Consider the following 26,256-nt stretch of genomic DNA (forward strand, 5'->3'; position numbering starts at 1 on the left):
TAGTCAATGGACTTCCCCCTTCTGACTCTTGAAGACTCAATCAAGTCTTTCGCGCACCGGCCTGGCCTAATCATCGGCGGCGCAACGACGCAGGTGATGGGCGAATATCGCCATGCATTGGATGTCGCATTTCGGCAAATTCCAACGCCGATTGCGCAAGCAATTCAAAGCACAGACTTCCGCGATATTCTCGATGAATTGAGGGCTTTGGATTCTATTGAGGCAGTCAAGTATGAATCCGCCATTCGCGATGGCATCCGAAGGCTGACTTCGCCGACCGAGATTCCTCACTTAGCAAGAGCTGGCTGGTCGGCAGTAATTTCGCTCGCCGACGACGTACTATTCGAGTCTGACCTCAAGACGCACATAGAGGCCTTAGCATCTTCCAAGACCGTAACAATTGTCGATAGCCCCTCCGTCAACCCCACGGAACGAACAGTTCCTGTTTACAAGTTACTCGGAAACCTTAGCGACCCTGATCCCAATCACTGCGTTGTCATCGCACGATCTGACCTACTTCTTAAGCAGCAATCCTGGTCGCAGATGCTCAGCTCCTGCCCAGATTACCTAGCAGATGCTCCTTTGCTAGTAACTGGGACATTCGATGACCCCGTCATGATCAGCACGGTTCTTTCAGCGTTGCTCGCGATGAACAAACCGAGACCGTCTAGACTCTTGATTCCAAAGCGCGACTTAGTAAACACACCGCCAGCACTCGTATCGCTATTGGGTAAGTTCCGAACGGAGTTGATTGACGCCACACTTCGCGAGATTGTCGACGCGGTCTCGTCGCTGCGGCCACAACGTCGAGCACCGACTTCACACGCTAGTCCGAAGCCTGCCTCAGCCTTTTCAGGAGTCGCCCCAGCATTTGCGTCAATCGTCTCAATCGTGCCGTCCTCCAAACCAAACGATGTTCGCCTCCCGCGAGACTTGGGGGCGTTGGTAGACAGCTTATTCCGCCCGGGCTCTATCGACTGGAATCCATTCTTAATGGATCTTGATTTGCGTCGGGACCAAAACACGAGAATGAAGACGGATGTAGATCGCCTACTTGATGCCACTCCGAGCTCTGAGCCACTATCGTACGTGGTTCGCGGCGAAGCGGGAGTCGGGAAAACATCCTGCCTGAAGCGCCTAGCGGTCGACCTTGCCACCGACGGTCGTAATGTACTTTGGTGCAAGCGATTCTCAAGTGGCAATTGGATTCGCTACTACAAGGATCTAGTGGCAAAGCTTTCTGAGGCGGCTAGAGATTCCTCGCAAAAGCCTGGCAAGCTAGTTATTTTCTGCGACGACCCTTGGTCTCTGCGACTTGACGCGAGCGACCTGATGAGTTGCTTTGAAAAATACGGGGACACCTGTGTTTTTGTTTTCTCTTTTCGGAATTCGGATTTCTTTACCGGTGATGGTAGCGCTAATTTACTTGGGCGACCCACTGAGCAACTAGAGCTTGAATTCAAGTTAAGCAGCATGGAAATGGACTCATTGGCGGCAATGCTTGTCCGCATCGGCGCCGCGGCGAACTCCGCATCGGCAACAGCATTGGTGCAGGAGACTAGCACTCGGAACTCGAACGACATTCTTTGCAGTCTTTGGTATCTGATCCCGGAAACGAAGAGCCAGATTTCTGAGTCGCTCAGAGACGAATATTGCCGACTAGGGGAATCAGAGTCTGCTGTCACCAGCATCGCTCAGGAAGCCGCTGCTACCGGCATCGTAGCGAGAAGGGCGTATGAGTTTGTCACTGTGAGCTCACATCTCGGGATCGCGCTCCCGATCGAGGTTCTTGTGCGAGCCCTGAATCTCAACTATGACGAATGGATTTCCATGATGGGCGGCGGACGCCCTCTCTGGGGGCTGCTATACGATGACTTCGATCCCGAGCGCGAGACCGTCGTTTTTCGGACGCGAAATGATGTTGTAACTACGATTCTGCTCGTCCTCCTAAACGGCGGACCAGTCGGCCATGTTGGGGAACTGAGGTTACTGAAGGATCTAATAGCCGCTTGCAAGGGTGGGTCCACGGTGTATCGAAATTTTGTGATGGACGTCCTCGTCAGAAATCGGCCAAAGCTCGAGAGGAGTTTCTCTTACGAGGACGGAGCCGCCCTTTTTGAGCTCGCTTCAGAGACGCTGCCTTTTGAAGACAGGGTACTCGAGCTGCACCGAGGGATCTGGATTCAGCACAAAGGCGGAACCAAGTTGGAACTAGCCTACAAGACGATGGAACGCGCGCTCGAGATGCCTATTTACCCGGGCTCTGAAAGAGACGCCCCGCCTGAGCATGTGCATACATCAATGGCGGCTACAGTTGTGCAAATGGTCAAGCATGGCGCATTTGATCGAGACAAAGGGATTGATCTGGTAAGAGAGCACCTCAGAAAGGCATCCAGCCCTACATTCTTCAACGCACATACGTCGCATGTCGGTGCAAATATGCTTTTCGAGCTCGCAAGCTTGAATGGCTCTTCGGCAAGCGATGAGATTGGGCTGTCATCCCTCGCCGCTGCATTCCAAGAGATTGAGCACGCGCTTCAGGCTGTCGGTTCGTCAGGCCGAGGCCACTTCAAACATGAGAAAAGCATTGAAATGTTGCTCGACCTACAACGACGAATCTTGAGCTCGATCCCAAATGGTGCGCAGCTGGACTTGATTGCGCAAGAGATTTTTGACCGCTCAAGCAATCAGCTCGGATTCGAAGTCGCCGCAAGAAAGCTATTCGCTGAAGCAACTCAGAGCGGCAAGGGGCGAGACTTTAATGAGGTTCGGGAATCTTTGGAGCGCGCCCATCAGCAAATACAGAACAAGGGCCTTACTCCATCTGTAGAACTGATAGCCCTTAGGGCGGACCTAATGATCCGATGGAGAGTGCATCGCACGGGAACACCTCCAGACTGGCAAGCCCTAAAGAATGATCTCCGGGCAGTAATGTCGTCGCCTCGATATCGCGACGATGTACTAAAGAAGTTCTATTTCGCGGTTGCCTTGTTTCAGTGCGGAGAAACGACCGAATCAACAGCGGTGTTCTCCGCATTGCGACGACTCCAACTCTCAACACTTATGCCGCAAGACGTTCGCTGTTTCTATCTGAACCCTGAGGGCCGACCAAAGCAATTTCAAGCTACTCCATCTTCGTTGCACAGTAGACAGTGGGTGCAAATTCCGGAGTTCGACCTTTCGCTCCCCGCTCGCTCAATGTATTCGACAAGTCCGAATTCAACGATGCACGTTTTCGTTGGCTTTACACTAAACGGCCCCGTAGCCATTTCGCATCGCCCTGTCACCGATCAGCTAGAGCTTCCATGAACCTGGACTATCCTCAAACCCCAGTCGGATTGCTCTTCTCCGGATCGATCTTGTACTGCTTGATCGCCCTGGCCACGTCCTTCGCATTCATCTTGCCCTCGGCGGCGAAAGCGGCATGAGCGACGTCAGCAATCGACTTCGAGAACCAGCGACCGTTCAAAGCATCGGTCCAAAGGCGCGGATCTGGTCGGCGTAGGCACGCAGTCGGTCGCGCCCATGGCCGAGTTATCAGAGCATCCCTCAGGGTCGCCCGAACAATCGCCACACCATTTCTTCCTACCGTGACAGCCGCTTCTTACAGAGATAGATTGGCACCTAGCCCCTGGGTATCCATGACCATGTCTCAATTCCCCTTCATCGACTCCCCCTGCCCCTTCCGCTTGGCCGAGATGCCGCAGGCCGGCCGGGACCATTGCGGGCATTGCGACCGGCAGGTGCATAACCTCGACGGCATGACGCGCTCGCAGCGTGAGGCCTTCCTGCGCAGCTGTACGGGCAAGGTCTGTGTGGCCTACACGGTGCAACGCAAGGCGGAGCGCCGGAACCTGGGGCTCGGCATCACGCTGTTGGCGTCGCTGACGGGCTCGGGCCTGGCGGCAGCGCAGGATGCGCCGAAGGAATCGCCGGCGCAGCATGCGTCCGAGACCCGGCCGGTGCTCACTCCGATCGATGTTTCCAAGGTCGAAGAGACGACGGTGCGGATAGCAGAAGAGATTGCGAAGGTCCCTGCCGTGCCGTTCTATGTCACCAGCCCGCACAGCCCCATCTTGCGTGCTGATGAGCCATTCCAGACGCCTGACCCCATTGCCCGCGCTTCGATGGTCTTGCCGACGCAGGAGCTCGTATCCGTTGTCGGCGGCACCATCCTGTCTGCCGACGATGTGCGCTGGGTGGACGAATCCGAGGTCGAGCTGTCCGACAAGGACGCCCTGCCGGAGATCGGTGAGTTGGAATGGCTACCGTCGAAGCAGCCCTGAGTCTTGCAATGTAGCGGCACGATTCCCGGGTCTTTGACCCGGGCTACATGGCTGCCGTCAAAGCGGCCTTGAGTTTCGCGGTGTCGTGTTGCGGTTCCCGTGTCTTTGACCCGGGCTACAAAGCTGCCATCGAAGCCGCGCTGAGCGTTGCACCCTAATGCCGGGCCTTAGATCCGGGCTACCGGTTGAACGCCTTGCCAGCCGCGGATGACAGGCCCGGGCGGCCGCGCTAGATTGGTGGCAAGCCCGTGGAGTGCCTGCCATGTCCAAGTTCCCCGTTATCGATTCGCCCTGCCCCTTGCGCGCCAACGCGATGCCGCAGACCGGCAAGGACCATTGCGGGCATTGCGACCGGCAGGTGCATAACCTCGATGGCATGAGCCGTTCGCAGCGCGAGGCCTTCATGCGCAGTTGCGCCGGGCAGAAGGTCTGCGTGGCCTACACGGTGCAGCGCAAGGCGGAGCGCCGGAACCTGGGCCTCGGCATCACCATGCTGGCGACGCTGACGGGCTCGGGCCTGGCGGCAGCGCAGGACGCGCCAAAGGAATCGCCGGCGCAGCATGCGTCCGAAACCAAGCCTGCCGCCAAACTGTTCGAAGTACAGACTGTCGTCTCCGACACGGTGATTACGGCCGAAGACGTTGCTGCAATTCCTTTGGGACCAGGCATTACTGCACCCCATCGAGCTAGCGTTGAGTCGACGACGATATTGACGGCCGAACAGATCCAATTCGTCGCACTGGGCGGCGTCCTCGACGCCGGCCAAGCGCGCTGGGCGGACGAGGATGAGATCGAAGCCTCGGCGCTCGACACCTTGCCGAATATCGGCGAACTGGAATGGCTGCCGTCGAAGCAGCCCTGAGTTTCGCGATGTCGTGATGCGGTTCCCGGGTCATCGACCCAGGCTACTCAATCGGGCTTTACGACGCCGACGCGTTCGAGCTTCAATCGACTGAGCTGCAGGAAGGCTTCGCCAACCTGGTTCGGATTGCCGTCGCCGATGGCCAGCGCGACGTGGGTGGAATCGAAATCCTGCAGGGCCGAGTCGTAACTGATCCAGCGCTTGCCGTCCCAGGCCTGTACCCAGGCATGCGGACTGAACACGTCGCGGCGGCCGCTGAAACGATCCGCATAGGCAATGCCGACGACGATGCGCGCGGGAATGCCCTGCGCCCGCGCCAGGGCGGCGAGCAGCATGGCGTGGCCGATGCAGTCGCCGCGGCCGAGGCGCAGCGTCTGCAGGGCGTCGGCATAACCGATGTAACCGGTTTCCGGTTTCAGCGTCTTGATCATCAGCGCCACGCTGCGGCGCATGCGCGAATCCACGCTGTGCTTCTGGCTGCCGACACGCGCGGCCAGGCGGCGGATCTCGGCATGATCGCTCTGGACCCAAGCGTTCGGCTGGCGATAGCGGGCGAGTTCTTCGGCACTGGGGACTTCGGCTTCACCACAATTCCGACAGACGGTGACGACGGCCTGTGCTCCGTTGGCAACGACGAGCTGGTCGCCCGTCGGCACGAGTACCGGTGTTTGCCCATCTTCGCGCGAAAGCAGGAAACGCAGCTTCTTCTGCGCGGCATCCTTCGGAATGCGATACGGCGAGGCGACGACGAGATGACCGATGACGTCGAACTGCTGCGCCACGCGACGGTCGCAATCGGATTCGCAGCGCAGCATCACCATCGGCAAGCCGGCGAACTCCGATTCGATGCGCTGCAGGCGGCCGTCGGCGCTGAAGTACCAGTCTTCGCGGCGGGTCGGCGTGGCGAGGCGAACGCAATGCAGACCGGCGGCACTGTTCTCGCCGCAAGCGGCGGTTCGCGCGTTCGTCGTGCGCAGGCCGTCGAGATCGAACAGCGGGAAGGCGCTTTCGCGTGATGTCGTCAGCGCGAGATCATGCAGGCGGCCGATGAGCTGGTACGGCATCACGGCATCGGCCGGCACATCGCCGCCGATGCTCTGGCCGGCCAGGCTGCGATCCAGATGCAACCGACCTTTCTCGATGCGGCCCTCGTCTTCCTGCACGGAGGGTCCGGCCGCCAGGCGGCGCTGGACCAGCAGTGCGCCGGTTTTCGGATCGCGCTCGATCCGGTAACGATGCGAGGCGCCGGCGCCGCCGCCACGCTGGGCGATGCGAAGCTCCTGATCGTCGGCGAAGTACGGCTGCTCGCCACCCGCACGCCATTGCCACTGCGCGGCACCGACGTGCTGCCCGCCGAGCATGATGTGGAAGCGCAGCGCGTTGTCGCCCGTCGTCATCGCGGAAGCGAAGGCCGGAAACGACACGGCGAAGGCCAGCAAGGCCTTCGCCGTGGTATCGCAAAACGACGGGAAATCAGGGCGCAAGCGGATCACCGATTCTGTCGGAGGATGCTCAAGGCTGCAGCTTCAGCACCTGCGGGTCAATGTCCAGATACGGCAGGATCACTTCGGCGTTCCCGAACGCGTCCAGCAGCGACTCGCTGACGAAGATGCGTTCATTCGGCAGCAGGATCGGCATGTCATCCAGTTCGAGCATCTGGGCCGCGAGAACGCTGGCATCGACGAGATCCGGTCTTTCGTTCGCGCCCAGCACGATGAGGCGCGCTTCCGGATCCAGCTTGCGGCGGGCAGCGAGGTAACGATCGAGATCCCCCGCCTTGCCGGGCTTGGTAGATGCAGCATCGCGCGCCAGCAACACCGTCACGGCCTTGTCGTGGCCGTTGGCCAGCACCGTCAAAGTCGCGAGCGCCGCATCCTGACCCAGGGTTCGCGCATCGAGTACGCGTGCTCCTTCCGATCGCGCCGTATCGGCGACTTCGACCAGGAAGCCCAGGCCTTCGCCACCCTGCGCGTTATCGAACACGGCGGCGTAATGCCGCTCGCGTCGGCAGAGCAGGTTCACCGTCTCGGCGAGGTCTTCGAGCACCCAGCGATTCTCGACGCCGTCGATGCCGGCGATCGTCGGCGCCTGCGCGCGCTCACACACGGCCTGCGCCGTATCCAGCAACAGCAGGGCGTATTCGTCCTTGCCCACGACCGGCTGGCCATTGCCGTCATCGATGTCGTCCACCAGACCGCCGGTGACAACGCGCGCCACCGTCATCAGTCCCGCATCGTCGTTCGTGATGGTGCCGATGGCCTGGCCGTCGCCTAGCGTCGCGCCCGTCACGCCCGTGACATTTACCTGGAAGGTCTCGTTCGACTCGAGCGTTCGATCGCCCTTCACCAGGACCGTAAAGGTCTTGCTGGTGGTGCCCGCCGCGATCGTCTGGCCCGCCGCACTCTTGGCCGTGTAGTCGGTGCCTGCCAGGGCGGTCCCGTCGGCCGTGGCGATGTTGAAGCTCACCGTGCCCGCGGCCGCAGCCGAAAGGCTGACGGTGAACGTGAACTGCGTGTTCAGCGCATTGCCTTCGGCCAGCGTGACATCGCCGATGGACAAGGTCTGACCGCCGCCGCTCGTATCGTCGTTGGTGATCGTGCCGATGGCGCTGCCATCGCTGATCGTCGCACCGCTCGGATTGCTCAGCGCGACCGTGAACGTCTCATCGCTCTCCACGGTCGTATCGCCGTTGATCGTGACGCTGAACGTCTGGCTGGTCTGGCCCGCGGCGATGCTCTGGCCGGTCAGGCTGGACGCGACATAGTCGCTGCCGGCCGTGGCCGTACCATTGCTGGTGGCGATGTCGTAGGTCACGGCATTGGCCGCCGCTGCGGACAAGCTGACGGTGAACGTTGCCGTCGCCGTGCCGGCATTGCCTTCGACGATCGACACGTCACCCATGGACAACGTCGGGGAACCGCTGCTGTCGTCGTTGGTGATCGTGCCCACGGCGCTGCCATCGGCGACCGTGGCGCCGCTCGGATTGGCCAGCGTGACCGTGAAGGTCTCGTCGCTCTCCGCCGTCGTGTCGCCGTTGATCGTGACGCTGAACGTCTTGCTGGTCTGGCCGGCCGCGATGCTCTGGGCCGCCAGGCTGGACGCGACATAATCGCTGCCGGCCGTGGCCGTACCATTGCTCGTGGCGATGTCGTAAGTCACGGCCGCGCTGGCTGCCGCCGACAGGGTCACCGTAAACGTCGCGCTCTTCGTGCCCGAATTGCCTTCGCTGATCGAGACATCGGCGATGCTCAACGTCGGTGTCGTGACCCCATCATCATTCGTGATCGTACCGACCGCCTGACCGTCGCCCAGCGTCGCGCCGGTCACGTTGGTCACGTTGACGAAGAAGGTTTCGTCCGGTTCGGTGATCGTGTCGCCCTTGATCGAGACGGTGAAGGCCTTGCTGGTCTGGCCGGCAGCGATGCTCTGGGCCGTCTGGCTCTTGTTGACGAAGTCCGCCGGTGCGGTGGCCGTATCGGCCGCCGTGGCGATGTTATAGGTCACCGCCGTGGCCGCCGGGGCCGACAGCGTCAGGGTGAACGTCGCCAGCTTCGAGCCGCTGTTGCCTTCGGCGATCGATACATCGCCGATGGTAAGCGTCGAACCGCTGGCCGTATCGTCGTTGGTGATCGTGCCGACGGCGCTGCCATCGCTGATCGTCGCGCCGCTCGGATTGCTCAGCGTGACCGTGAACGTCTCGTCGCTCTCCACGGTCGTATCGCCGTTGATCGTGACGCTGAATGTCTGGCTGGTCTGGCCCGCGCCGATGCTCTGGCCGACCAGGCTGGACGCGACATAGTCGCTGCCGGCCGTGGCCGTACCATTGCTGGTGGCGATGTCGTAGCTCACGGCATTGGCTGCAGCCGCCGATAGGGTCACCGTGAACGTCGCCGTCTTCGTGCCGCTGTTGCCTTCGCTGATCGACATATCGCCGATGCTCAGCGTCGGTGCGCCGGCCGTATCGTCGTTGGTGATCGTACCCACGGCGCTGCCGTCGCCAATCGTGGCGCCGGCGGCATTGCTGAGAGTCACGGTGAAGCTCTCGTCGCTCTCGACCGTCGTATCGCCATTGATCGTGACGCTGAAGGTCTTGCTGGTCTGGCCAGCCGTGATGCTCTGGCCCGTCAGGCTGGACGCGACATAGTCGCTGCCGGCCGTCGCCGTGCCGTTGCTGGTGGCGATATCGTAGGTCACCGCCGTACTTGCCGCCGCCGACAGCGTTACCGTGAACGTGGCGATCTTGGTGCCCGAGTTGCCTTCGCTGATGGACACATCGGCAATGCTCATCGCGGGTGCAACGGCGCCGTCGTCGTTGGTGATGGTTCCGACGGCCTGGCCATCGCCTAGCGTTGCGCCCACCACGTTCGTGACATCCACCTGGAAGGTCTCGTCGGGCTCGGTGACGGTATCGCCCTTGATCGAGACCGTGAAGGTCTTGCTGGTCTGGCCGGCGGCGATGGTCTGGGCCGTCTGGCTCTTGTTGATGAAGTCCGCCGGTGCGGTCGCCGTGCCGGCGGCCGTAGCGATGTCGTAGGTCACGGCCGTGGCGGCGGGTCCCGACAAGTTCAACGTGAAGGTCGCCAGCTTGCTGCCGCTGTTGCCTTCGGCGATCGAAACATCGGTGATCGACAAGACGGGCGCACCGCCGCCATCATCGTTGGTGATCGTACCCACGGCGCTGCCGTCGGCGATCGTCGCGCCGGTCGGGTTGGTCAACGTGATATTGAAAGTCTCGTCCGGCTCGACGGCCGTATCGCCATTGATCGTGACAGTGAATGTCTTGCTGGTCTGCCCAGCCGGGATGCTTTGGCCCGTCAAGCTGGACGCGACATAGTCGCTGCCGGCGGTGGCCGTACCGTTGCTGGTCGCGATATCGTAGGTGACAGCGGTCGCCGCCGCCGCGGACAGGCTTACCGTGAAGGTCGCCGTTTTCGAACCGCCGTCTCCTTCGGCGATCGATACATCGCCGATGGAAAGCGTCGACGCTGGCCCGCCACCATCGTCGTTGAGGATGGTGGCGACCGCCTGGCCATCGACCACGGTGGCATTCACGACCTGACTCAGCGTCACATTGAACGTCTCGTTGGCTTCCGCAACCGTGTCGCCATTGATGATCACCAGAACCGACGCGCTGGTATTGCCTCTCGAAATCATCTGACTTGAAACATTGACTGCGTTGTAGTCGCTGCCCGCTGTCGCAGTGCCATCGCTGCTGGCAAGACTGAACCACACGTCGTCGGTGGATGGTTCGGCAAGAGTCACGTTGAAGAAGGCAAATTTTCCGCCATCGTTGCCCTCGACAACGGAAATGTCGGCGATCGACATTCCCGGCCCACTGCCAGCATCGTCATTGGTGATCGTGGCGGATCCCACCGCGTCGCCGACAAACGCACCCACGACATTGCTCAGGGCGGCCTGGAATACTTCGTCCGCCTCACCGACCGTGTCGCCATTGATCGGTACCGAGAACGTCTTGCTGGTGGCCCCAGCCGCTATGGTCTGGCCAATGAGACTGGTGGCGACGTAATCGCTGCCCGCGGTGGCCGTGCTGTTGCTGGTGGCGACATCGTAGGTCACCGCACCACTGGCGGCGGCAGAGAGACTAATCGTGAATACCGCCTGCTTTGTGCCGCTATTGCCTTCCGAGATGGAGACGTCGCCGATGGAAATCGTCGGAATTCCCGGGCCATCGTCGTTGCCGATGGTACCGATCGCTTGCCCGTCTACCACCGTGGCTCCCACTACGTTGCTTACCGTGACGTTGAACGTCTCATGGGATTCGACGGTCGTGTCGCCATTGATCGGCACGACGAAGGTTGTCGAATGCACGCTCGTCGGGATGGTAAGCCCGCTCTGGCTGGTGGCGACATAGTCGCTACCCGCAGTCGCCGTCCCATTGCTGGTGGCGATATTGAAAGACACCGGGCTCGTCGGCATCGCCGACAGCTGGATGGTGAATGTCATCTCGCGTGTCCCGGAACTACCTTCCTCTATCGCGACATCGGCGATGGAAAGCCCTGGCTGGTCGTCATCCACGATGAAGCATTTTGCGGTCGCCAGCCCCACGTCGGCCCCCACGACGCTGGAGACGCTGAACAGAAAGAACTCTTCGAACTCGGGCACCGTGTCACCAATGATCGGAACGGAGACCGTGCCGCTGGTACTGCCGGCGGGGATCACTTGGCCGGTAAGACTCGTCGACGTGAAATCCTGGCCTGGCGTCGCCGAGAACGCGGCCGTCGCAATACTGTAGGTCACCGCGGTGGTCGCGGGTTTGTCGAGACTGACGGTAAGAACCGCCTGCTTTACGCCATTGCCTTCGGTGACGGAGACATCCGCGACAGAAAGTACCGGGTTGACGGCTGCAGCGTCGTCATTGACGATCGTGCCTATACCCTCGAGCCTGAAGCCAGGCCGTCCAGTGACATTGAACACTTCCACCCAGAACGACTCGTTCGGTTCGAACAGCACGTCGCCGTTGATGGTCACGGTGAATGTCCGGCTGGTCTGGCCGGCGGGTATGGTTTCGCCCTCGAGCAGCTTCGACACGAAGTCGCTACCCGGTAGCGCGGTATTGCCGTTCGTACCGATCGAGTAGGTGATCGGGGTAAGGGACGGGATGGAAAGGCTGACAGTGAATGTCATCTGCTTCGTGCCGCTGTTGCCCTCGACAATCGAGACGTCGTCGATCATCACCACCGGCAGATCGTCGTTGACGATGGTACCCACCGCAACGCCATCGCCGATGCTCGCGCCGGATACGTTGCTCAAGGTGACGTTGAAGGTCTCGTCCAGCTCCTCCGCGGTGTCACCGTTGATGAGCACGGTAAAGGTGTTGCTGGTGCTGCCGGCGGGAATAGTCTGTCCAGTGAGGCTTGCCGCGACATAGTCGCTACCCGCCGTCGCGGTTCCGTTGCTGGTGGCGATGTTGTACGTGACCGGCGTAGCGATTGCCGCCTGCAACTTCACCGTGAACGTCATCTGCTTGGTGCCACCGGCACCTTCGGAGAGCGTGACATCGTCTATCGAAAGGCTGGTGCCGTCGTCGTTGACGATCTTGCCGACTGCCTGGCCATCCGTCAGTTTCGCGCCTACCACGTTGTTGACGTTGACGGTGAACAACTCGTCTGCTTCGGACGCGCCGTCGCCGTTGATAGTGACGCTGAACGTCTTGCTCGTGCTGCCAGCCGGAATCGTCTGGCCGACCAGATAGCTGCCGACATAATCGGACCCGGCTGTACTGGTCCCATTGGCCGTGGAAATGTCATAGGTGACAGGCGAAGCAGAGGCTGCGGAAAGCTGAACCGTGAACGTGGCGACTTTCGTGCCGCTGTTTCCTTCGCTGATCGAAACATCGGAAACCGACAAATTCGGGCCGCTGTCGTTCGGCGCCGTCAGCAGACTGACGACATTGCTGGCATAGCGGCCGACAACGGCGTGTTTGCGGACGGGGTCGTAGTCGTATGAAAACCCGGATCGGCCCGTAACGCTCTCTCCTCCAAACCCGACCGTGCCGACCACGCTGTTACTGGCACCCACGGGACCGGCCATGCCGCGCGTCATGAGCGTCAGCGCCCGGGCGTTAACGATGGCGCCGTTGTCCCAGTAATAATTGAACATCATGTAACGCCCGTCTTCCAGCGCGCGAGACTCGGCATCGATGTAATCGGTGCATACCTTGTCATCTGCGGTCGTTCCGACCAGCGCGTTCTTGGCGGACAGTTCGCCCAGCAGGTTTTCGCCCTTCGGAACCCAGGCGACCGCACCGGAAGCATCGGGGCCGTCGATACCTTTCGCTTGGCAGACGATGTAGCTGCCGTCGTCCATCACGGTGATCACGTTGCCGAGCCGCATCAATCCGTTCTCGGCCGTGAGAGGGGCTGTGCGGGGGGTGGCTCCATCGGTCCATGACATGCCGTTGCTGGAAGCCAGAATGTAGTTTCCGTCCTTCAGAGTAACGACGTCGACGGCACCAATAACGGAATTGGTAGCGGAAACTACGCCCGGCGAGCTCGCACTGCCATTTCTCCAAGTCAATGCCCCAACCTCGATGCCTTCGGAATTCTTCCAATTACGGCTGGAAACGACATAGTTGCCGTTGCTAAGCGGCCGAACGCCATGAACGGAGTACAAGCCGACCATGTCGCCACTGGATGCGCCGACCAAGGAGTTGGCAGCGGAAACGACGCCCGTCGTTCCCGTGTTGCCGTTACCCCACGTAACCGCACCCAGGTCCGGTTTGCCGCTGGTTCCCCATCGAGGCGAAGGGACGACGTAGTGGCCGTTGCTCAGGGCGACGATGCCTTCGGTGACGTGCTCCCAGTCGTCGCCGATGTATTGGAAACTCTGGTCGCCGACGAGCGAGTTTGCCGACGACACAATGCCCGTTCGACCGGTCGTCCCGTTGCCCCAGGTCACTGCCCCCTGATCGTCATGGCTGGCGTCCTCCCAATCGGAGCTGCCAACCACATAGTTGCCATTCGTGAGCGCGACGATTTGGGGATAACCGACGAAATTTCCCGTCTTGTCGCCCGTCAGGGCGATGTTGGCGGCGATCACGCCCTTGCGACCCGTCGCGCCGTTGGCCCAGACGACGGCACCGGCGTCGACGATGCCGTTCTTGTCCCAGTAAGGCACCGCGACAACATAGTTGCCATTGGTCAACGGGGTCACGGTCGCCCCGATGAAGTCGTTGAAGGTCGATCCGACCAGAGAATTGGCGGAAGAAATGATGCCTGTCGTGCCCGAGGCGCCGTTGCCCCAGGTCGCAGCTCCTACGTTCGCGGTGCCGTTGTTCCAGACATGCGTCAGCGCAACATAGTTACCGTTACTCAGCGTCCAGGCATACCAGCCGACATGCTCGCGCGCCTTGGTTCCAACCAGTGAGTTCGAGGAAGAGACAGGACCGACGGTACCGCCGTCGCCGTTGCCCCACGTCACGGCGCCCGCTTCGTCGAGTGAGCCATTGTCCCAGTTGCGAGACCGGACGATGTAGTTGCCGTTGCTCAGCGGCATGACGCCGTCGGAGCCGACATAGTCGCCCTGCACCGAGCCGACGAGCGCATTGCTCGCCGATATCACACCGGAGATCCCTGTGGTGGCACTACCCCAGGCCACCATGCCGACGCCCGGCGTGGAAGCCGAGCTCCAGCCGGTATTGACCAGGACATAGTTGCCGTTCTTCAAGACGACGATCTTGATCGTCTCGTAGTCGGCCGTGGGTGTTGCGCCGGGATTGACGCCTGTGACCTTGCTGATCAGCGTGTGATCGGGGCGGTAGAGATAGGCGGCGCCGCCCGCGGGATCCGCAGGGTCGGTCACGACGATATTGCCATTGGGCAAAACAGCCACCTGCGCCCCGAACTTCAGGCTGCCCGCAGGGCCCTGCCAATCCACCTGGCCTGCCATCGCTGGCGCGACCAGGAACGTCGTGACGACGAGGACCGCACCCAGGGCGCGGAAGCTCATGGGGAGGTGGCGAAGAAAACGGAGCATGGCGGTCGCAAGGTCAGGCAAATTCCTGCAATTGTCTCATGCGCGGCCCGCAGGCCGCACACACGAAAATGCGACGGAATGCATGCTTTGCGGCGATTCGCGATGCCGCCTTTTGGCTGAGCTGCTGTCGGGTCGTCGCCATACGCGGCCGTAGTTGCAATGCAGTTTGCAAGCCTTCCCGATCACCAGTGCCGAATGGCCTATGCCGAAAAGAAAAAGGCGGCCATTGGCCGCCCTTTTCGCCCCACGCGTGACGTTTCTCACACGCCCAGCGGATTGCTCTTCTCCGGATCGATCTTGTACTGCTTGATCGCCCTGGCCACGTCTTTCGCATTCATCTTGCCCTCGGCCGCGAGGGCGGCGATGGCGGCATGCGCGATGTAGTAGCGATCGACTTCGAAGAAGCGACGCAGGTTCGCGCGCGTATCGGAACGGCCGAATCCATCCGTTCCCAGCACCGTGTAGCGTTGGGGAACAAACGCGCGGATCTGATCGGCGTACGCACGCACGTAGTCGGTCGCCGCGATCACTGGGCCACTGCGGCCTTCCAGGCATTCGGTGACGTAGGCCTTGCGCGGTTCACTTTCCGGATGGAAGCGGTTGTGGCGCTCGACATCGAAACCATCGCGGCGAAGCTCGGTGAAACTCGGGCAACTCCAGATGTCGGCGCTGACGCCGAAATCCTTGTCGAGCAGTTCGGCTGCCGCGATCGCTTCGCGCAAGATCGTGCCGGAACCCAATAGCTGCACGCGCAGTTCGCCCTTCTTCGCCTTGCCAGCGTCCTTGAGCAAGTACATGCCCTTCAGGATGCCGGCCTCCGCGCCCGCCGGCATTTCCGGGTGCGTGTAGTTCTCGTTCATCAGGGTCAGGTAGTAGTACTCGTCCTGCTGCTCTTCCATCATGCGCAGCATGCCGTACTGCAGGATGACGGCGACTTCGAAGCCGAAGGTCGGGTCGTAGGACTTGCAGTTCGGAATCGCACCCGACAGCAGGTGCGAATGGCCGTCCTCGTGCTGCAGGCCTTCGCCGTTGAGCGTGGTGCGGCCAGCCGTAGCGCCGAGCAGGAAGCCGCGCGCGCGCATGTCGGCCGCCTGCCAGGCGCTATCGCCGATGCGTTGAAAGCCGAACATCGAGTAATAGATGTAGAACGGCAGCATCGGCTGGTCGTTCGTGCTGTAACTGGTCGCCGCCGCCATCCACGACGAGAACGCGCCGCATTCGGTGATGCCTTCTTCCAGCACCTGGCCGGCGGCGTCTTCGCGGTAATACATGAGCTGGTCGGCATCGACCGGTTTGTACTTCTGACCCTGCGGCGAATAGATGCCGATCTGGCGGAACAGGCCTTCCATGCCGAAGGTGCGCGCTTCGTCGGCGACGATGGGCACGCAGAGCGGGCCGACCTGCTTGTCGCGCAGCACGATATTCAGCGCCTGCACGAAAGCCATCGTCGTGCTGATCTCGCGGTCGCCGCTGGATTTCAGCAGGCGGTCGAACACTTCGAGTTTCGGCGCGGTGAGCGCCTTGCTCGTCTTGCGCCGGCGCTGCGGCAACGAACCGCCGAGCTGGGCGCGACGTTCCTTCATGTACTGAACCTCGGGCGAATCGGCGCCGGGGTGGTAGAAGGAAATGTCTTCGATCTGCTGGTCGCTGACCGGAATCTGGAAACGGTCGCGGAACGCCTTCACCGATTCGGTGTCGAGCTTCTTCGTCTGGTGCGTCGGATTCAGCGATTCGCCGGCCGAACCCATGCCGTAACCCTTCACGGTCTTGGCCAGCACCACCGTCGGCATGCCCTTGGTGGCGACGGCATTGGCATAGGCCGCATGCACCTTGTGCGGATCGTGGCCGCCGCGGTTCAGGCGACGGATGTCCTCGTCGCTGAGGTTGGCGACCATCTGCAGCGTTTCCGGATACTTGCCGAAGAAATGCTCGCGCGTATACGCGCCGCCGAAGGCCTTGCAGTTCTGGTACTCGCCATCGACGGTTTCCATCATCAGCTTCTTCAGCAGACCCTGGTGGTCGCGCTGCAGGAGCGGATCCCAGTAGCTGCCCCAGACGAGCTTGACGACGTTCCAGCCGGCACCGCGGAAGCTGCCTTCCAGCTCCTGGATGATCTTGCCGTTGCCGCGCACCGGGCCGTCGAGGCGCTGCAGGTTGCAGTTGATGACGAAGCACAGGTTGTCCAGGCCTTCGCGGCCGGCCAGCGCGATCGCGCCGAGGGATTCGGGCTCGTCGCATTCGCCGTCGCCCATGAAGCACCAGATCTTGCGATCGGACTTCGGCATCAGGCCGCGCGCTTCCAGGTACTTCCAGAAACGCGCCTGGTAGATCGCGCTGATCGGGCCGAGGCCCATGCTGACCGTCGGCGTCTGCCAGAAATCCGGCATCAGCCACGGATGCGGGTACGAGCTGATGCCCTGCCCGTCGACTTCCATGCGGAAGTTGTCGAGCTGGTTCTCGCTGATGCGGCCTTCGAGGAAGGCGCGCGCGTAGATGCCCGGCGAGCTGTGGCCCTGGATGTAGAGCAGGTCGCCCGGATGATCGGCGCTGGGTGCGCGCCAGAAATGGTTGAAGCCGACGTCGTAGAGCGTAGCGCTCGACGCGAACGATGCGATGTGCCCGCCAAGTTCGCCGGGCTTGCGGTTCGCGCGCACGACCATCGCCATCGCGTTCCAGCGGATCATCGAACGGATGCGCCATTCCATCGCCGGGTCGCCGCCCATGGACGGTTCCAGGTGCGCGGGAATGGTGTTGATGTATTCGGTCGTCGGTGAGAACGGCAGCTGCGCGCCGGCGCGACGCGTCAGTTCGACCATGCGCTCGAGCAGTTCGTGCGCGCGCTCGGGGCCGTCGTGGTCGAGCACGGCCTTCAGCGATTCGATCCATTCGCGCGTCTCGCGCGGGTCGCGGTCGTGTTCCAGCAGATCGTTCAACCAGCTCATCAGCGTTCCCTCGCGACGCATCCGGCGCCGCGGCTCCGTTCCATTGAATCTCGAAGTTTAGCGCATGGGGGCGAAATCCACGGTACGGCGGGGTATGGGGCCGAGGTGCGCGACCGGCGCTGTCCAGGGACAGCGCGCATTGCCGGAGGGATGTCGGTCGGCACGCTGCGCCGGGCACGAGGGCCCGGCCGAAACCCGGTGCGCGTCGGCGGCCTTTTCCTACGCCAGCCCGATCGATTGTCGGATTCATGGGCTTCCAGAGCGAGTACAGCATCGAACCATGACGACCCTGCCCACGCTCGCGCCCCTTGCCGGTCTCGCCACCGCCCTCAGGTCAAACGCCGCGCCGGCGCCGCAGGTCTCCCTGCTCACGTTCGAAACGCATCTGCGCCGTCCCGTGTTCGCCGATTTCGCCCTGGCTTGCGCCGCGGCTCGCGCCATTTCGGATCCCTGCCACTGGGGCGAGTCGCGGCTTCTGGCCTGGGTGCTGCTGCCCGATCACTGGCAGGGGCTGGTGGAAACGCGCGACGAAGCCGCGCGCTCACGCCTGGTGCAGAACCTCAAGTCGAGCACCACGCGAAGCGTGCGCGACTGGGATGCCTCGATCGAACCGCTCTGGGCACGTGCGACGCAGGAACGACGCCTGCGTCGCGACGACGACCGGGCCGAAGCGGCGCGCTACCTCGTGCTTGAACCGGTGCGCTGCGGCCTCACCGCCACGCTGGACGACTACACGTTCTGGAACAGCGAGTGGGTGTGAACGACGCCTGGGCGCAATTTGTAGGAGCGACGCAAGTCGCGACCGCTGCAGGAAGACCGGACCAGGTATGACATGGAGCCGACCAAGCCACTCTCACGGCCATGCCGCACTGCGCCGCGGACGACATTCGCAGGCTGGCCAGATTTACGTGATCACGTTCGTGACGCACCGGCGCCGTCGACTGTTCGCCAGTTTTGCCTTGGGCTGCACCGCCGCACGCGCCCTGACGGATCCGATCAACTGGCGGCATGCTCGACTTTGCGCGTGGGTATTGATGCCAGACCATTGGCACGGATTGATCGAGCTTGGCGATGGCGCAGATCTCTCGAAGATCGTGCAGGAACTGAAAGCAAATTCAGCTCGTAGGCTGCATATGAAACACCCCGGAATGGGCCGGGTATGGGCGAAATCATTCCATGATCGGGCCCTGCGTTGCGGCGACGATCGGGTTGTCGCCGCCCGCTACCTGGTAATGAATCCGGTCCGCGCGGGATTGACGCGAAGGATTCGGGAATACTCGTTCTGGGACGCCATCTGGTTGCAGGAACAGGTCGCGACTTGCGTCGCTCCTACATCGACCGAGGCAGATTGAGGACGGTCGCGACTTGCGTCGCTCCTACAGAAGCCGCAAGGCGAGAACGGTCGGGATTGCCATCGCTCCTACGGGCGCGTCCCGGCAAGAACAGTCGCAATCGCCATCGCCCCACCAAAAAGGTGGCCGAAGAAATCAACGCTGCGCCAGGTACAGCGCACCGTAGAGCAACACCGATCCGATCACATAGGCGATCTCCACCTTGCGTCGGCGGTGCGAATTCTCGCGCGAACCGGTGGCGTCCAACAGGGCCTGACGCAACAGGAAGGTGTAGAGGATGTAGTACAGGAAAGGGGTGACGTGTACGGTCGGCGGGAAATCCGAAAGCGCCTTGCCGAACCAGGAAAGGATGTAGTTGATCTCGGCATAAATGCCGAACAGCCCGAGGGCGGCGTTGATGAACATCCATTTCACTTCCTCGCCACCGAAGATGGTCAGGTAAAAGACCACGTACGCGAGGATGGCGATGCCACCGTGCAGATAAAGGAAGAACAGTTCCACGCCGTTGGCGCCGTAGGCCATGAAAAAGCCGGAAGCGCCGAAGATGCCCATGTGCATGAGGAAGAAGGGATAAACCGACCAGCCGGAAACTTCATCGCCGGCCTTGTACTTCTTTCCGTTGATGGTGAGCCCGGAGTGGAGTTTCATCGCCCTCCCCTGTCGCGGAAACCCTTGTCGCGCCTTGCGATCCAAAGGAATTTCCTTCGGTCATCGCTCCTACAAGAAAACCCGGACGGTCTGAGCGCTTACGCTCACCCGCCCCGCGCGGCGCGGATCTGCGCTTCCACCGCTGCAATCGCCGTCATGTTGACGACGCGGCGCGGGGTCGAGGCCGGCGTCAGCACGTGTGCGGGCTTGTCCACGCCCATCAGGATCGGGCCGATCGCCACGCCATCGGTCATCACGCGCACGAGGTTGTAGGCGATGTTGGCCGAATCCAGATTCGGCAGCACGAACAGGTTGGCGCGGCCGTTCAAGGTCGTGCCAGGGAAGATGCGCTTGCGCAGCGCTTCGTCCCAGGCGGTGTCGGCCATCATCTCGCCGTCGATTTCGAGCTTCGGGGCGCGCGCGACGATCAGCTCGCGTGCCTCCGCCATCTTCTTGGCGCTGGCGTTGTTGTGGCTGCCGAAATTCGAGTGCGAGAGCAACGCCACTTTCGGCGTAATGCCGAACAGCTTGAGCCGGTAGCTCGCCTGCAGCGTCGCTTCGGCGATCTGCTCGGCGCTCGGGTCGTACTGCACATGCGTGTCGAGGAAGAAGGACACGCCCTGGTCGTTGATGACGCCGGTCATCGCCGAGGTCGAGGTCAAGCCCTTGTCGAGCGAAAACACGCTGCGGATGTAACCGAGCTTCTTGTGGTAGCGACCGACCAGGCCGCAGATCATCGCATCGGCTTCGCCGCGCTCGACCATCAGAGCCGCGATGAGCGTCGGTCGCGAGCGCAGCAGGTTCTTCGCCGCCGCGGGCGTCACGCCGCGGCGCGCGGTGATGGCATGGTACTGCTGCCAGTATTCGTTGAAGCGCGGATCGTCGTTGATATTGGTCAACTGGAAATCGACGCCGGGACGCATGCGCAGGCCGAGGCGAGCGATGCGCGTCTCGATGACATCCGGGCGACCGATCAGGATCGGGTCGGCCAGGCCTTCGTCGATGATCGTCTGCACGGCGCGCAGCACGGTTTCTTCTTCGGCTTCGGCGTAGACGACGCGCTTGCGGTCCTTGCGCGCGAGTTCGTATACCGGCTTCATCAGCAGCCCGGTGCGATAGATGAACTGCGCCAGCTTCTCGCCGTAGATCTTGAAATCGGCGATCGGACGCGCGGCGATGCCGGAGTCCATCGCCGCTTTCGCCACGGCCGGTGCCAGCTCGGTCAGCAGGCGCGGATCGAAGGGACGCGGGATCAGGTAGTCGGCGCCGAAACGCGGCACTTCGCCGCTGTAGGCGCTGCCGAGGTCGGAGGCTTCCTTGCGCGCGATCGAGGCGATCGCATGCACGCAGGCCAGCTTCATCGCCTCGTTGATCGTCGTCGCACCGACGTCGAGCGCGCCGCGGAAGATGTAGGGGAAGCAGAGCGCGTTGTTGACCTGGTTCGGGTAATCGCTGCGACCAGTGGCGATGATGCAGTCGGGCCGCACCTTCTTTGCGTCTTCCGGCAGGATCTCCGGGTTCGGGTTGGCCAGCGCGAAGATGATGGGCTTGTCGGCCATCGTCGCGACCATCTCGGGCTTCAGCACGCCGGCGGCGGACAGGCCGAGGAAGACGTCGGCGCCATTGACGATATCGGCCAGCGTGCGCTTGTCGGTGTCGCGTGCGTAGCGCAGCTTGTCGGCGTCCATGTGGCCACGACCGGTGTAGAGCACGCCTTCGCGATCGAAGGCGAGGATGTTCTCGGGCTTCAAGCCGAGCGAGACGAGCATGTCCAGGCAGGCGATGCCGGCCGCGCCGGCGCCGCTGGTAGCGAGCTTGACGTCTTCGATGCGCTTGCCGGCGACATGCAGCGCGTTGAGCATCGCCGAGCCGACGATGATCGCGGTGCCGTGCTGGTCGTCGTGGAAGACCGGGATCTTCATGCGCTGGCGCAGCTTGCGCTCGACTTCGAAGCACTCCGGCGCCTTGATGTCCTCGAGGTTGATGCCACCGAAGGTCGGCTCGAGGCTGGCGATGATGTCGACCAGCTTGTCCGGGTCGGTTTCGTTGATCTCGAGATCGAAGACATCGATGCCGGCGAACTTCTGGAACAGCACGCCCTTGCCTTCCATGACCGGCTTGCCGGCCAGCGGGCCGATGTTGCCGAGGCCGAGCACGGCGGTGCCATTGGTGATGACGGCGACGAGGTTGCCGCGTGCGGTGAGTGAGGAAGCCTCGTTCGGATCGGCAACGATGGCTTCGCAGGCATGCGCGACGCCCGGCGAATAGGCCAGGGCGAGGTCGCGCTGAGTGATCATCGGCTTGGTCGGCGCGACCTTGATCTTTCCGGCCGGAGCCATCCGGTGGTAGTCGAGGGCGGCTTCCTTGAATTCGTCGTGTTCTGACATTGCGGCTTGTCTTTGGCGTAAGGCGTGGATTCTAGCAGGCTGGGGTTACAGCCCGAGGACGAGGTCGTCGGCCTCGACGCGGTCGAGGCGGATCTTGTTGGCGAACAGCGAGAAAGCCAGCATGCCGGCCAGGCCATTGGCGCGCTGCATCCACGGCGGCAGATAGCGCGGCGGTGCGATGCCGCCGTCGTCGTAAGCCACCTGCAGGTTGAACACATCCTCGAGCGCGAGCTTGCCGACGAACAGCTGGCGGGCCTGGCCGAGGCGATGATGGCGCAGGCACCAACGGAAGAAGGTGTGCACGCTGAGCAGTCCGTGCAGGTACACGGTGTCCTTCGTGAAGGCGGCGCCGCCGCCGAGCGGCACGCCGCGGAAGACGCGTTGCGTGGAAGAAAAACTATCGGCCGGCGGCTGCCCGGCATCGAGGAAGAAGCGGAAGATATCGACGAAGTCGGCTCCATGGATGGCTTTGTCGATGGCGACGATGCGCAGGCTGATGCGCTTCATGCGCTCGATATCCATCGCGCCGGACATCAGTTCGGCGAAGGTCGCCAGACCCTCCTGCGTCGCGGTCGTTCTTGGCGCACCGCGCGCCAGCGAACGCAGGAAGGGTTGCTCGCGACCATTGAGGCCGGTCAGCGTGTGCACGAAGGCCTCGTGCACCAGCAACTGGTTTCGGTCGTAGTCGGAGAAACCGGTATTGGTGCGCAGGCGAATGCGCGTCGGGCTGGCCGCCGCTTTCGAGATCAGGTTCGGATCGAGCTCGACCGTGACCTTGTGCCCGGTGAAGAAGGCATCGATCGATTTCTGCAACTCCGCCTGCACCGTTTCGGCCGGCAGCACGTAGTCGGGCTCGACCTCACGCAGTTCCTGGTCGAGCTGGTCGGCCAGGTCGACGAAGTGCATGGCGGCATCGAGATTGGTCGGCCCGTCGCCAGGCAACATCTCCGCCGGCCGGCCGTACAGTCGCGCCGAATACGCGGTGACGCGATGCGTGCCGACCGCATCGAGCAAGCGCGTGGCGATGCGCCAGCTTTCCGCCGTCTGCAGCAGGTAGCGCCCGACCGGATCGTCGGCATCGGCCGCCGCCGTGACCGCGGCGAGCTCGGCGCGCACGGCGGTATAGTCCCGCCGCTGGTACTCGATCTTCGGCATGTGGATCTTGCCGATGCGCCAGGCGCCGAGGAATTCCTCCTGCGCGCTGGCCGGCCAGCTCACCATTTCGAGCAGGCGAATTTCGCGCACCGCCGCGACCAGGCGCGCATCGAGCGCGGCATGGTGCTTGAGCGACGCGGGCGCGACGGCCGCCATCAACGTCGGCCGTACTTGTCTTTCAGGCGCTTGTTCAGCGCGCGGTGGATCACTTTTTCTTCGGGCACGACGCTGCGCCAGCGTCGTGGCGGCGGCATCGCGTTCGTCGCGAAGCTTGCAATAGCTGTTGTAGCGGGCCTCGTCGAGTTCGTCGTTCTCGATCGCAGCGCGCACGGCGCAGCCGGGCTCGTTGCTGTGGCCGCAGTCGCTGAAACGGCATTGGCGCGCCAGTTCCTCGATGTCGTCGAAACCGCCGTCGGCCAGGTCCTCGTCGCCGCTGAGCTTGAGCTCGCGCATGCCGGGCGTGTCGATCAGGCAACCGCCCTGCGGCAGCGGGATCAGCACGCGATGCGTGGTGGTGTGGCGGCCGCGCTGGTCGTTCTCGCGCACCGCATTGGTCTTCATTTTCTCGATGCCGAGCAGCGTATTGCTCAGCGTGGACTTGCCGGCACCGGACGAGCCGACCAGTACGGCCGACTTGCCGGGCCCGAGGTAGGGATGCAGCACGGCGACGCTGTCGCGATCCTTCGCATTGACCGCATGCACGGGGATGCCGGTCAGGCGCTCGTTGTGCAGCACTTCGATGACGTCCTCAAGCATGTCGCACTGGTCGGCCTTGGTCAGCACCAGCACCGGCGCGGCGCCGCTGGCCTGCACGATCAGCAGGTAACGCTCGATGCGTCGCGGATTGAAGTCTCCGTCCAACCCACTGACGACCAGCACATGGTCGATGTTCGCGGCGATGAGCTGTTGCTTGTAATGCTCGCCGGCGGCGGCGCGCTTGAGCAAGGCATGGCGTGGCAGCAGACGCAGGATGTGTTTGCCCTCGGCATCCAATGCGACCCAGTCGCCGACCGCGGCACGCTCGGCCGGATCGCCACGCGGTCGGGTCCAGGCGGCGGGGGGCTGCACGCGGCGCAGATCGCCGGCGAACTCGGCGACGTCGTAGCCGCTGCGATGCTGGCCGATGACGCGGGCGACGCGATCGCCGCGAGCCGCTTCGCGCAGCTCCGGCGTGTCGGGCCAGCCGATGGCGCGCAGGCGGTCGAAGGCATCGGGAGCGAGGGTCATTGGGCCGATTCTAACTGCTGGGTTCCGCAGGTGAGTTCCCGCCAGTGAGTTCCGACCGAAGGATTCCACGCGAACGGGCCGCCGCATCTGCACTTTTCCTTGACCTGGCTGAGCGCACAGTCGGCCCATGACGACCTTTTCGCGCATCGTTCTCCTATTGGCCGGCCTGGGTTTCCTCGGCTTCGGTGGCTGGCTCGCCATTTCGCCGCAGACAGCGCTGGAACCTTTGGGCGTGCGGGCCAGCGCGGCAGGCTGGATCGAGCTGCGCGCGTTCTACGGCGGCCTGGAGCTTGGTTTGGCCATTTTCCTGTTCATGGCCGCCTGGCATCGCCGCTGGCGCCGGGCCGGGCTGTGGGTGGTGATGCTCGGCAACGCCGGCATCGGCCTGACACGCCTCGCCTGCCTGGGCCTGGGCGGCCAGTTCACGCCCTACTTCGGCTACGCCCTGGCCTGGGAACTGGGCTTCGCCTTGCTGGCGGGCTGGGGTCTGGCTCACCTGCCCTCGAGAATCGTCGGACCGGAGCCTTTGTCCGACGCTGAACGCGGGCTGGTCTGAGCCGGTCGGCGAGCCGCGTCGCGCCTACAAAACTTTAACGCTTTCGGGTAGTCTCGGGGCTGCTTTTTCCAGCCTTTTCCGACACTTCCCATGTCCCACCCCCGATTATTGACCCGCGAGCGCCTGTCCGAAGTCCGTTACGAAATTCGCGGTGAACTCGCTCGTCGGGCCCAGGAGCTGGAAGCGCAGGGCCGGAAACTCATCAAACTCAACATCGGCAACCCCGGCGCCTTCGGGTTCCGCGCGCCGGAACATCTGCAGCGCGCCATCGCCGACAATCTGCCGAGCACCGATCCGTACACGCACCAGCAAGGCCTGCCGGCCGTGCGCGAATATATCGCCGCGCACTACAAGCAGCGCGGTACGCCGAACGCGGTGCCGGAACGCATCTTTGTCGGCAATGGCGTCAGCGAGCTGATCGACATCTCGCTGCGCGCCCTGCTCAATCCCGGCGACGAAGTCCTGGTGCCGAGTCCCGACTACCCGCTGTGGACGGCCGCGACCATCCTCAATGACGGCAAGGCGGTGCACTACGACTGCCGCCCGGAAAACGGTTTCCTGCCCGACCCGGCGCAGGTCGAAGCGCTGGTGACGCCGCGCACGCGCGCGCTGGTCATCATCAATCCGAACAATCCCAGCGGCGCCGCCTATCCGCGCGCCCTGCTCGAGCAGCTCGTCGCGATCGCGACCAGGCACGGCCTGCTGCTGATGGCCGACGAGATCTACGACGGCATCGTCTACGACGAGGCGACGTTCCAGCCGTTGGCGCCGCTCGCCGGCGACCATCCCTGCATCAGTTTCGGTGGTCTGTCGAAAGTGCATCGCGCCTGCGGTTGGCGCGTGGGCTGGGCGGTGCTGTCGGGCGATCCGCTGCGCCTGGGCGACTACCACCACGCGATGGACCTGCTCGGCGCCCTGCGCCTGTGCGCCAACGTGCCGGGCCAGTACGCGGTTCCCGGCGCGCTGTCGGGCCCCGACACGATCACGCCGCTCTGCGTCGAAGGCGGTCGTCTGTACGAAACGCGTCGCGCGGTGATCGAAGCCTGCGCGGAAAGCGAGCATCTCGAACTGGTCGCGCCCGCCGGGGCCTTGTACGCCTTCCCTGCCGTGGTCGGTCCGGCCGCCGACGGCTTCGACGACCATCGCTTCGCGCTGGAACTGATGGAAAGCGAGGACGTGCTGGTCGTGCCGGGATCGAGCTTCAACGTGCGCTACCGCAATCATTTCCGCGTGACCCTGTTGCCGGAAGCCGAAACGATGCGCGAAGTGTTCCGTCGCATCGACGGATTGCTCGGTCGTTACGCCGACGCCGCTCTGCGCCGCAGCGCCGCCGTCGCCTGACCGCG

At 62.8% G+C, this 26,256-nt stretch carries 14 protein-coding genes and 1 pseudogene; 7 read left to right on the top strand and 8 right to left on the bottom strand.

Annotation, left to right across the window (positions count from 1 at the left end):
* Positions 1 to 6 precede the first annotated feature (6 nt).
* Positions 7 to 3,309, top strand: a complete 3,303-nt coding sequence (locus QM707_RS09520; protein WP_415001611.1) for a hypothetical protein — start codon at positions 7 to 9, stop codon at positions 3,307 to 3,309.
* Between the two features lie 13 nt (positions 3,310 to 3,322).
* Here QM707_RS09520 and QM707_RS09525 read toward each other — a convergent pair whose 3' ends face one another.
* Positions 3,323 to 3,469 (bottom strand): hypothetical protein, encoded by a 147-nt coding sequence (locus tag QM707_RS09525; RefSeq protein WP_415001839.1) that lies wholly within the window; start codon positions 3,467 to 3,469, stop codon positions 3,323 to 3,325.
* A 220-nt stretch (positions 3,470 to 3,689) separates the two neighbouring features.
* Between QM707_RS09525 and QM707_RS09530 the strand changes: the two genes are divergently transcribed.
* Both QM707_RS09530 and QM707_RS09535 read left to right on the top strand, forming a co-directional pair.
* Positions 3,690 to 4,286, top strand: coding sequence for a hypothetical protein (locus QM707_RS09530; RefSeq protein WP_415001612.1), 597 nt, complete (start codon positions 3,690 to 3,692; stop codon positions 4,284 to 4,286).
* 262 nt (positions 4,287 to 4,548) lie between these two features.
* Positions 4,549 to 5,148, top strand: coding sequence for a hypothetical protein (locus QM707_RS09535; protein WP_415001613.1), 600 nt, complete (start codon positions 4,549 to 4,551; stop codon positions 5,146 to 5,148).
* Positions 5,149 to 5,195: 47 nt separating this feature from the next.
* On the opposite strand, the gene QM707_RS09540 is transcribed toward QM707_RS09535, so the two are convergent.
* The 3 genes from QM707_RS09540 to aceE all read right to left on the bottom strand — a co-directional run bounded on the left by QM707_RS09540 (position 5,196) and on the right by aceE (position 17,585).
* Positions 5,196 to 6,632, bottom strand: a complete 1,437-nt coding sequence (locus tag QM707_RS09540; RefSeq protein WP_415001614.1) for a transglutaminase-like domain-containing protein — start codon at positions 6,630 to 6,632, stop codon at positions 5,196 to 5,198.
* A gap of 28 nt (positions 6,633 to 6,660) precedes the next feature.
* A complete protein-coding gene (locus tag QM707_RS09545; protein ID WP_415001615.1) occupies positions 6,661 to 14,616 on the bottom strand; it encodes a Calx-beta domain-containing protein in 7,956 nt (2,651 codons plus the stop codon).
* 287 nt (positions 14,617 to 14,903) lie between these two features.
* A complete protein-coding gene (gene aceE, locus QM707_RS09550) occupies positions 14,904 to 17,585 on the bottom strand; it encodes a pyruvate dehydrogenase (acetyl-transferring), homodimeric type (RefSeq protein WP_415001616.1) in 2,682 nt (893 codons plus the stop codon).
* A 280-nt stretch (positions 17,586 to 17,865) separates the two neighbouring features.
* Here aceE and QM707_RS09555 point away from each other — a divergent pair, with 280 nt between their 5' ends.
* Positions 17,866 to 18,345 (top strand): transposase, encoded by a 480-nt coding sequence (locus tag QM707_RS09555; RefSeq protein ID WP_415001617.1) that lies wholly within the window; start codon positions 17,866 to 17,868, stop codon positions 18,343 to 18,345.
* A gap of 67 nt (positions 18,346 to 18,412) precedes the next feature.
* Complete coding sequence (locus tag QM707_RS09560; RefSeq protein WP_415001618.1) at positions 18,413 to 18,937, top strand: REP-associated tyrosine transposase; 525 nt, start codon at positions 18,413 to 18,415, stop codon at positions 18,935 to 18,937.
* Positions 18,938 to 19,072: 135 nt separating this feature from the next.
* On the opposite strand, the gene QM707_RS09565 is transcribed toward QM707_RS09560, so the two are convergent.
* The 4 genes and pseudogenes from QM707_RS09565 to rsgA form a co-directional block, all read right to left on the bottom strand.
* Complete coding sequence (locus tag QM707_RS09565) at positions 19,073 to 19,585, bottom strand: hypothetical protein (RefSeq protein WP_415001619.1); 513 nt, start codon at positions 19,583 to 19,585, stop codon at positions 19,073 to 19,075.
* 104 nt (positions 19,586 to 19,689) lie between these two features.
* Positions 19,690 to 21,972, bottom strand: a complete 2,283-nt coding sequence (locus tag QM707_RS09570) for an NADP-dependent malic enzyme (RefSeq protein ID WP_415001620.1) — start codon at positions 21,970 to 21,972, stop codon at positions 19,690 to 19,692.
* Between the two features lie 45 nt (positions 21,973 to 22,017).
* Positions 22,018 to 23,283 carry a flavohemoglobin expression-modulating QEGLA motif protein gene (locus QM707_RS09575; protein WP_415001834.1) on the bottom strand — a complete coding sequence of 422 codons (1,266 nt, stop codon included), beginning with the start codon at positions 23,281 to 23,283 and terminating at the stop codon, positions 22,018 to 22,020.
* A 15-nt stretch (positions 23,284 to 23,298) separates the two neighbouring features.
* Positions 23,299 to 24,354 (bottom strand): annotated as a pseudogene (gene rsgA / locus QM707_RS09580) (ribosome small subunit-dependent GTPase A); the annotation flags it as partial.
* A gap of 127 nt (positions 24,355 to 24,481) precedes the next feature.
* Here rsgA and QM707_RS09585 point away from each other — a divergent pair.
* Together QM707_RS09585 and QM707_RS09590 are read left to right on the top strand one after the other, a co-directional pair.
* Positions 24,482 to 24,910, top strand: a complete 429-nt coding sequence (locus tag QM707_RS09585) for a DUF4345 family protein (protein ID WP_415001621.1) — start codon at positions 24,482 to 24,484, stop codon at positions 24,908 to 24,910.
* Between the two features lie 90 nt (positions 24,911 to 25,000).
* Entirely contained in the window at positions 25,001 to 26,251 is a 1,251-nt protein-coding gene (locus QM707_RS09590) for a pyridoxal phosphate-dependent aminotransferase (RefSeq protein ID WP_415001622.1), read from the top strand.
* Positions 26,252 to 26,256 lie beyond the last annotated feature (5 nt).

The organism is Arenimonas sp. (assembly GCF_047602345.1).
GTDB lineage: Bacteria > Pseudomonadota > Gammaproteobacteria > Xanthomonadales > Xanthomonadaceae > Arenimonas.

What these genes read in the sequence shown, in the direction of transcription:
- QM707_RS09590 (WP_415001622.1), top strand. Translation starts at nt 25,001, where the DNA reads ATGTCCCACCCCCGATTATTGACCCGCGAGCGCCTGTCCGAAGTCCGT.
- aceE (WP_415001616.1), bottom strand. Translation starts at nt 17,585, where the DNA reads ATGAGCTGGTTGAACGATCTGCTGGAACACGACCGCGACCCGCGCGAG.
- QM707_RS09560 (WP_415001618.1), top strand. Translation starts at nt 18,413, where the DNA reads ATGACATGGAGCCGACCAAGCCACTCTCACGGCCATGCCGCACTGCGC.
- QM707_RS09585 (WP_415001621.1), top strand. Translation starts at nt 24,482, where the DNA reads ATGACGACCTTTTCGCGCATCGTTCTCCTATTGGCCGGCCTGGGTTTC.
- QM707_RS09520 (WP_415001611.1), top strand. Translation starts at nt 7, where the DNA reads ATGGACTTCCCCCTTCTGACTCTTGAAGACTCAATCAAGTCTTTCGCG.
- QM707_RS09545 (WP_415001615.1), bottom strand. Translation starts at nt 14,616, where the DNA reads ATGAGCTTCCGCGCCCTGGGTGCGGTCCTCGTCGTCACGACGTTCCTG.
- QM707_RS09565 (WP_415001619.1), bottom strand. Translation starts at nt 19,585, where the DNA reads ATGAAACTCCACTCCGGGCTCACCATCAACGGAAAGAAGTACAAGGCC.
- QM707_RS09555 (WP_415001617.1), top strand. Translation starts at nt 17,866, where the DNA reads ATGACGACCCTGCCCACGCTCGCGCCCCTTGCCGGTCTCGCCACCGCC.
- QM707_RS09570 (WP_415001620.1), bottom strand. Translation starts at nt 21,972, where the DNA reads ATGTCAGAACACGACGAATTCAAGGAAGCCGCCCTCGACTACCACCGG.
- QM707_RS09535 (WP_415001613.1), top strand. Translation starts at nt 4,549, where the DNA reads ATGTCCAAGTTCCCCGTTATCGATTCGCCCTGCCCCTTGCGCGCCAAC.
- QM707_RS09575 (WP_415001834.1), bottom strand. Translation starts at nt 23,283, where the DNA reads ATGGCGGCCGTCGCGCCCGCGTCGCTCAAGCACCATGCCGCGCTCGAT.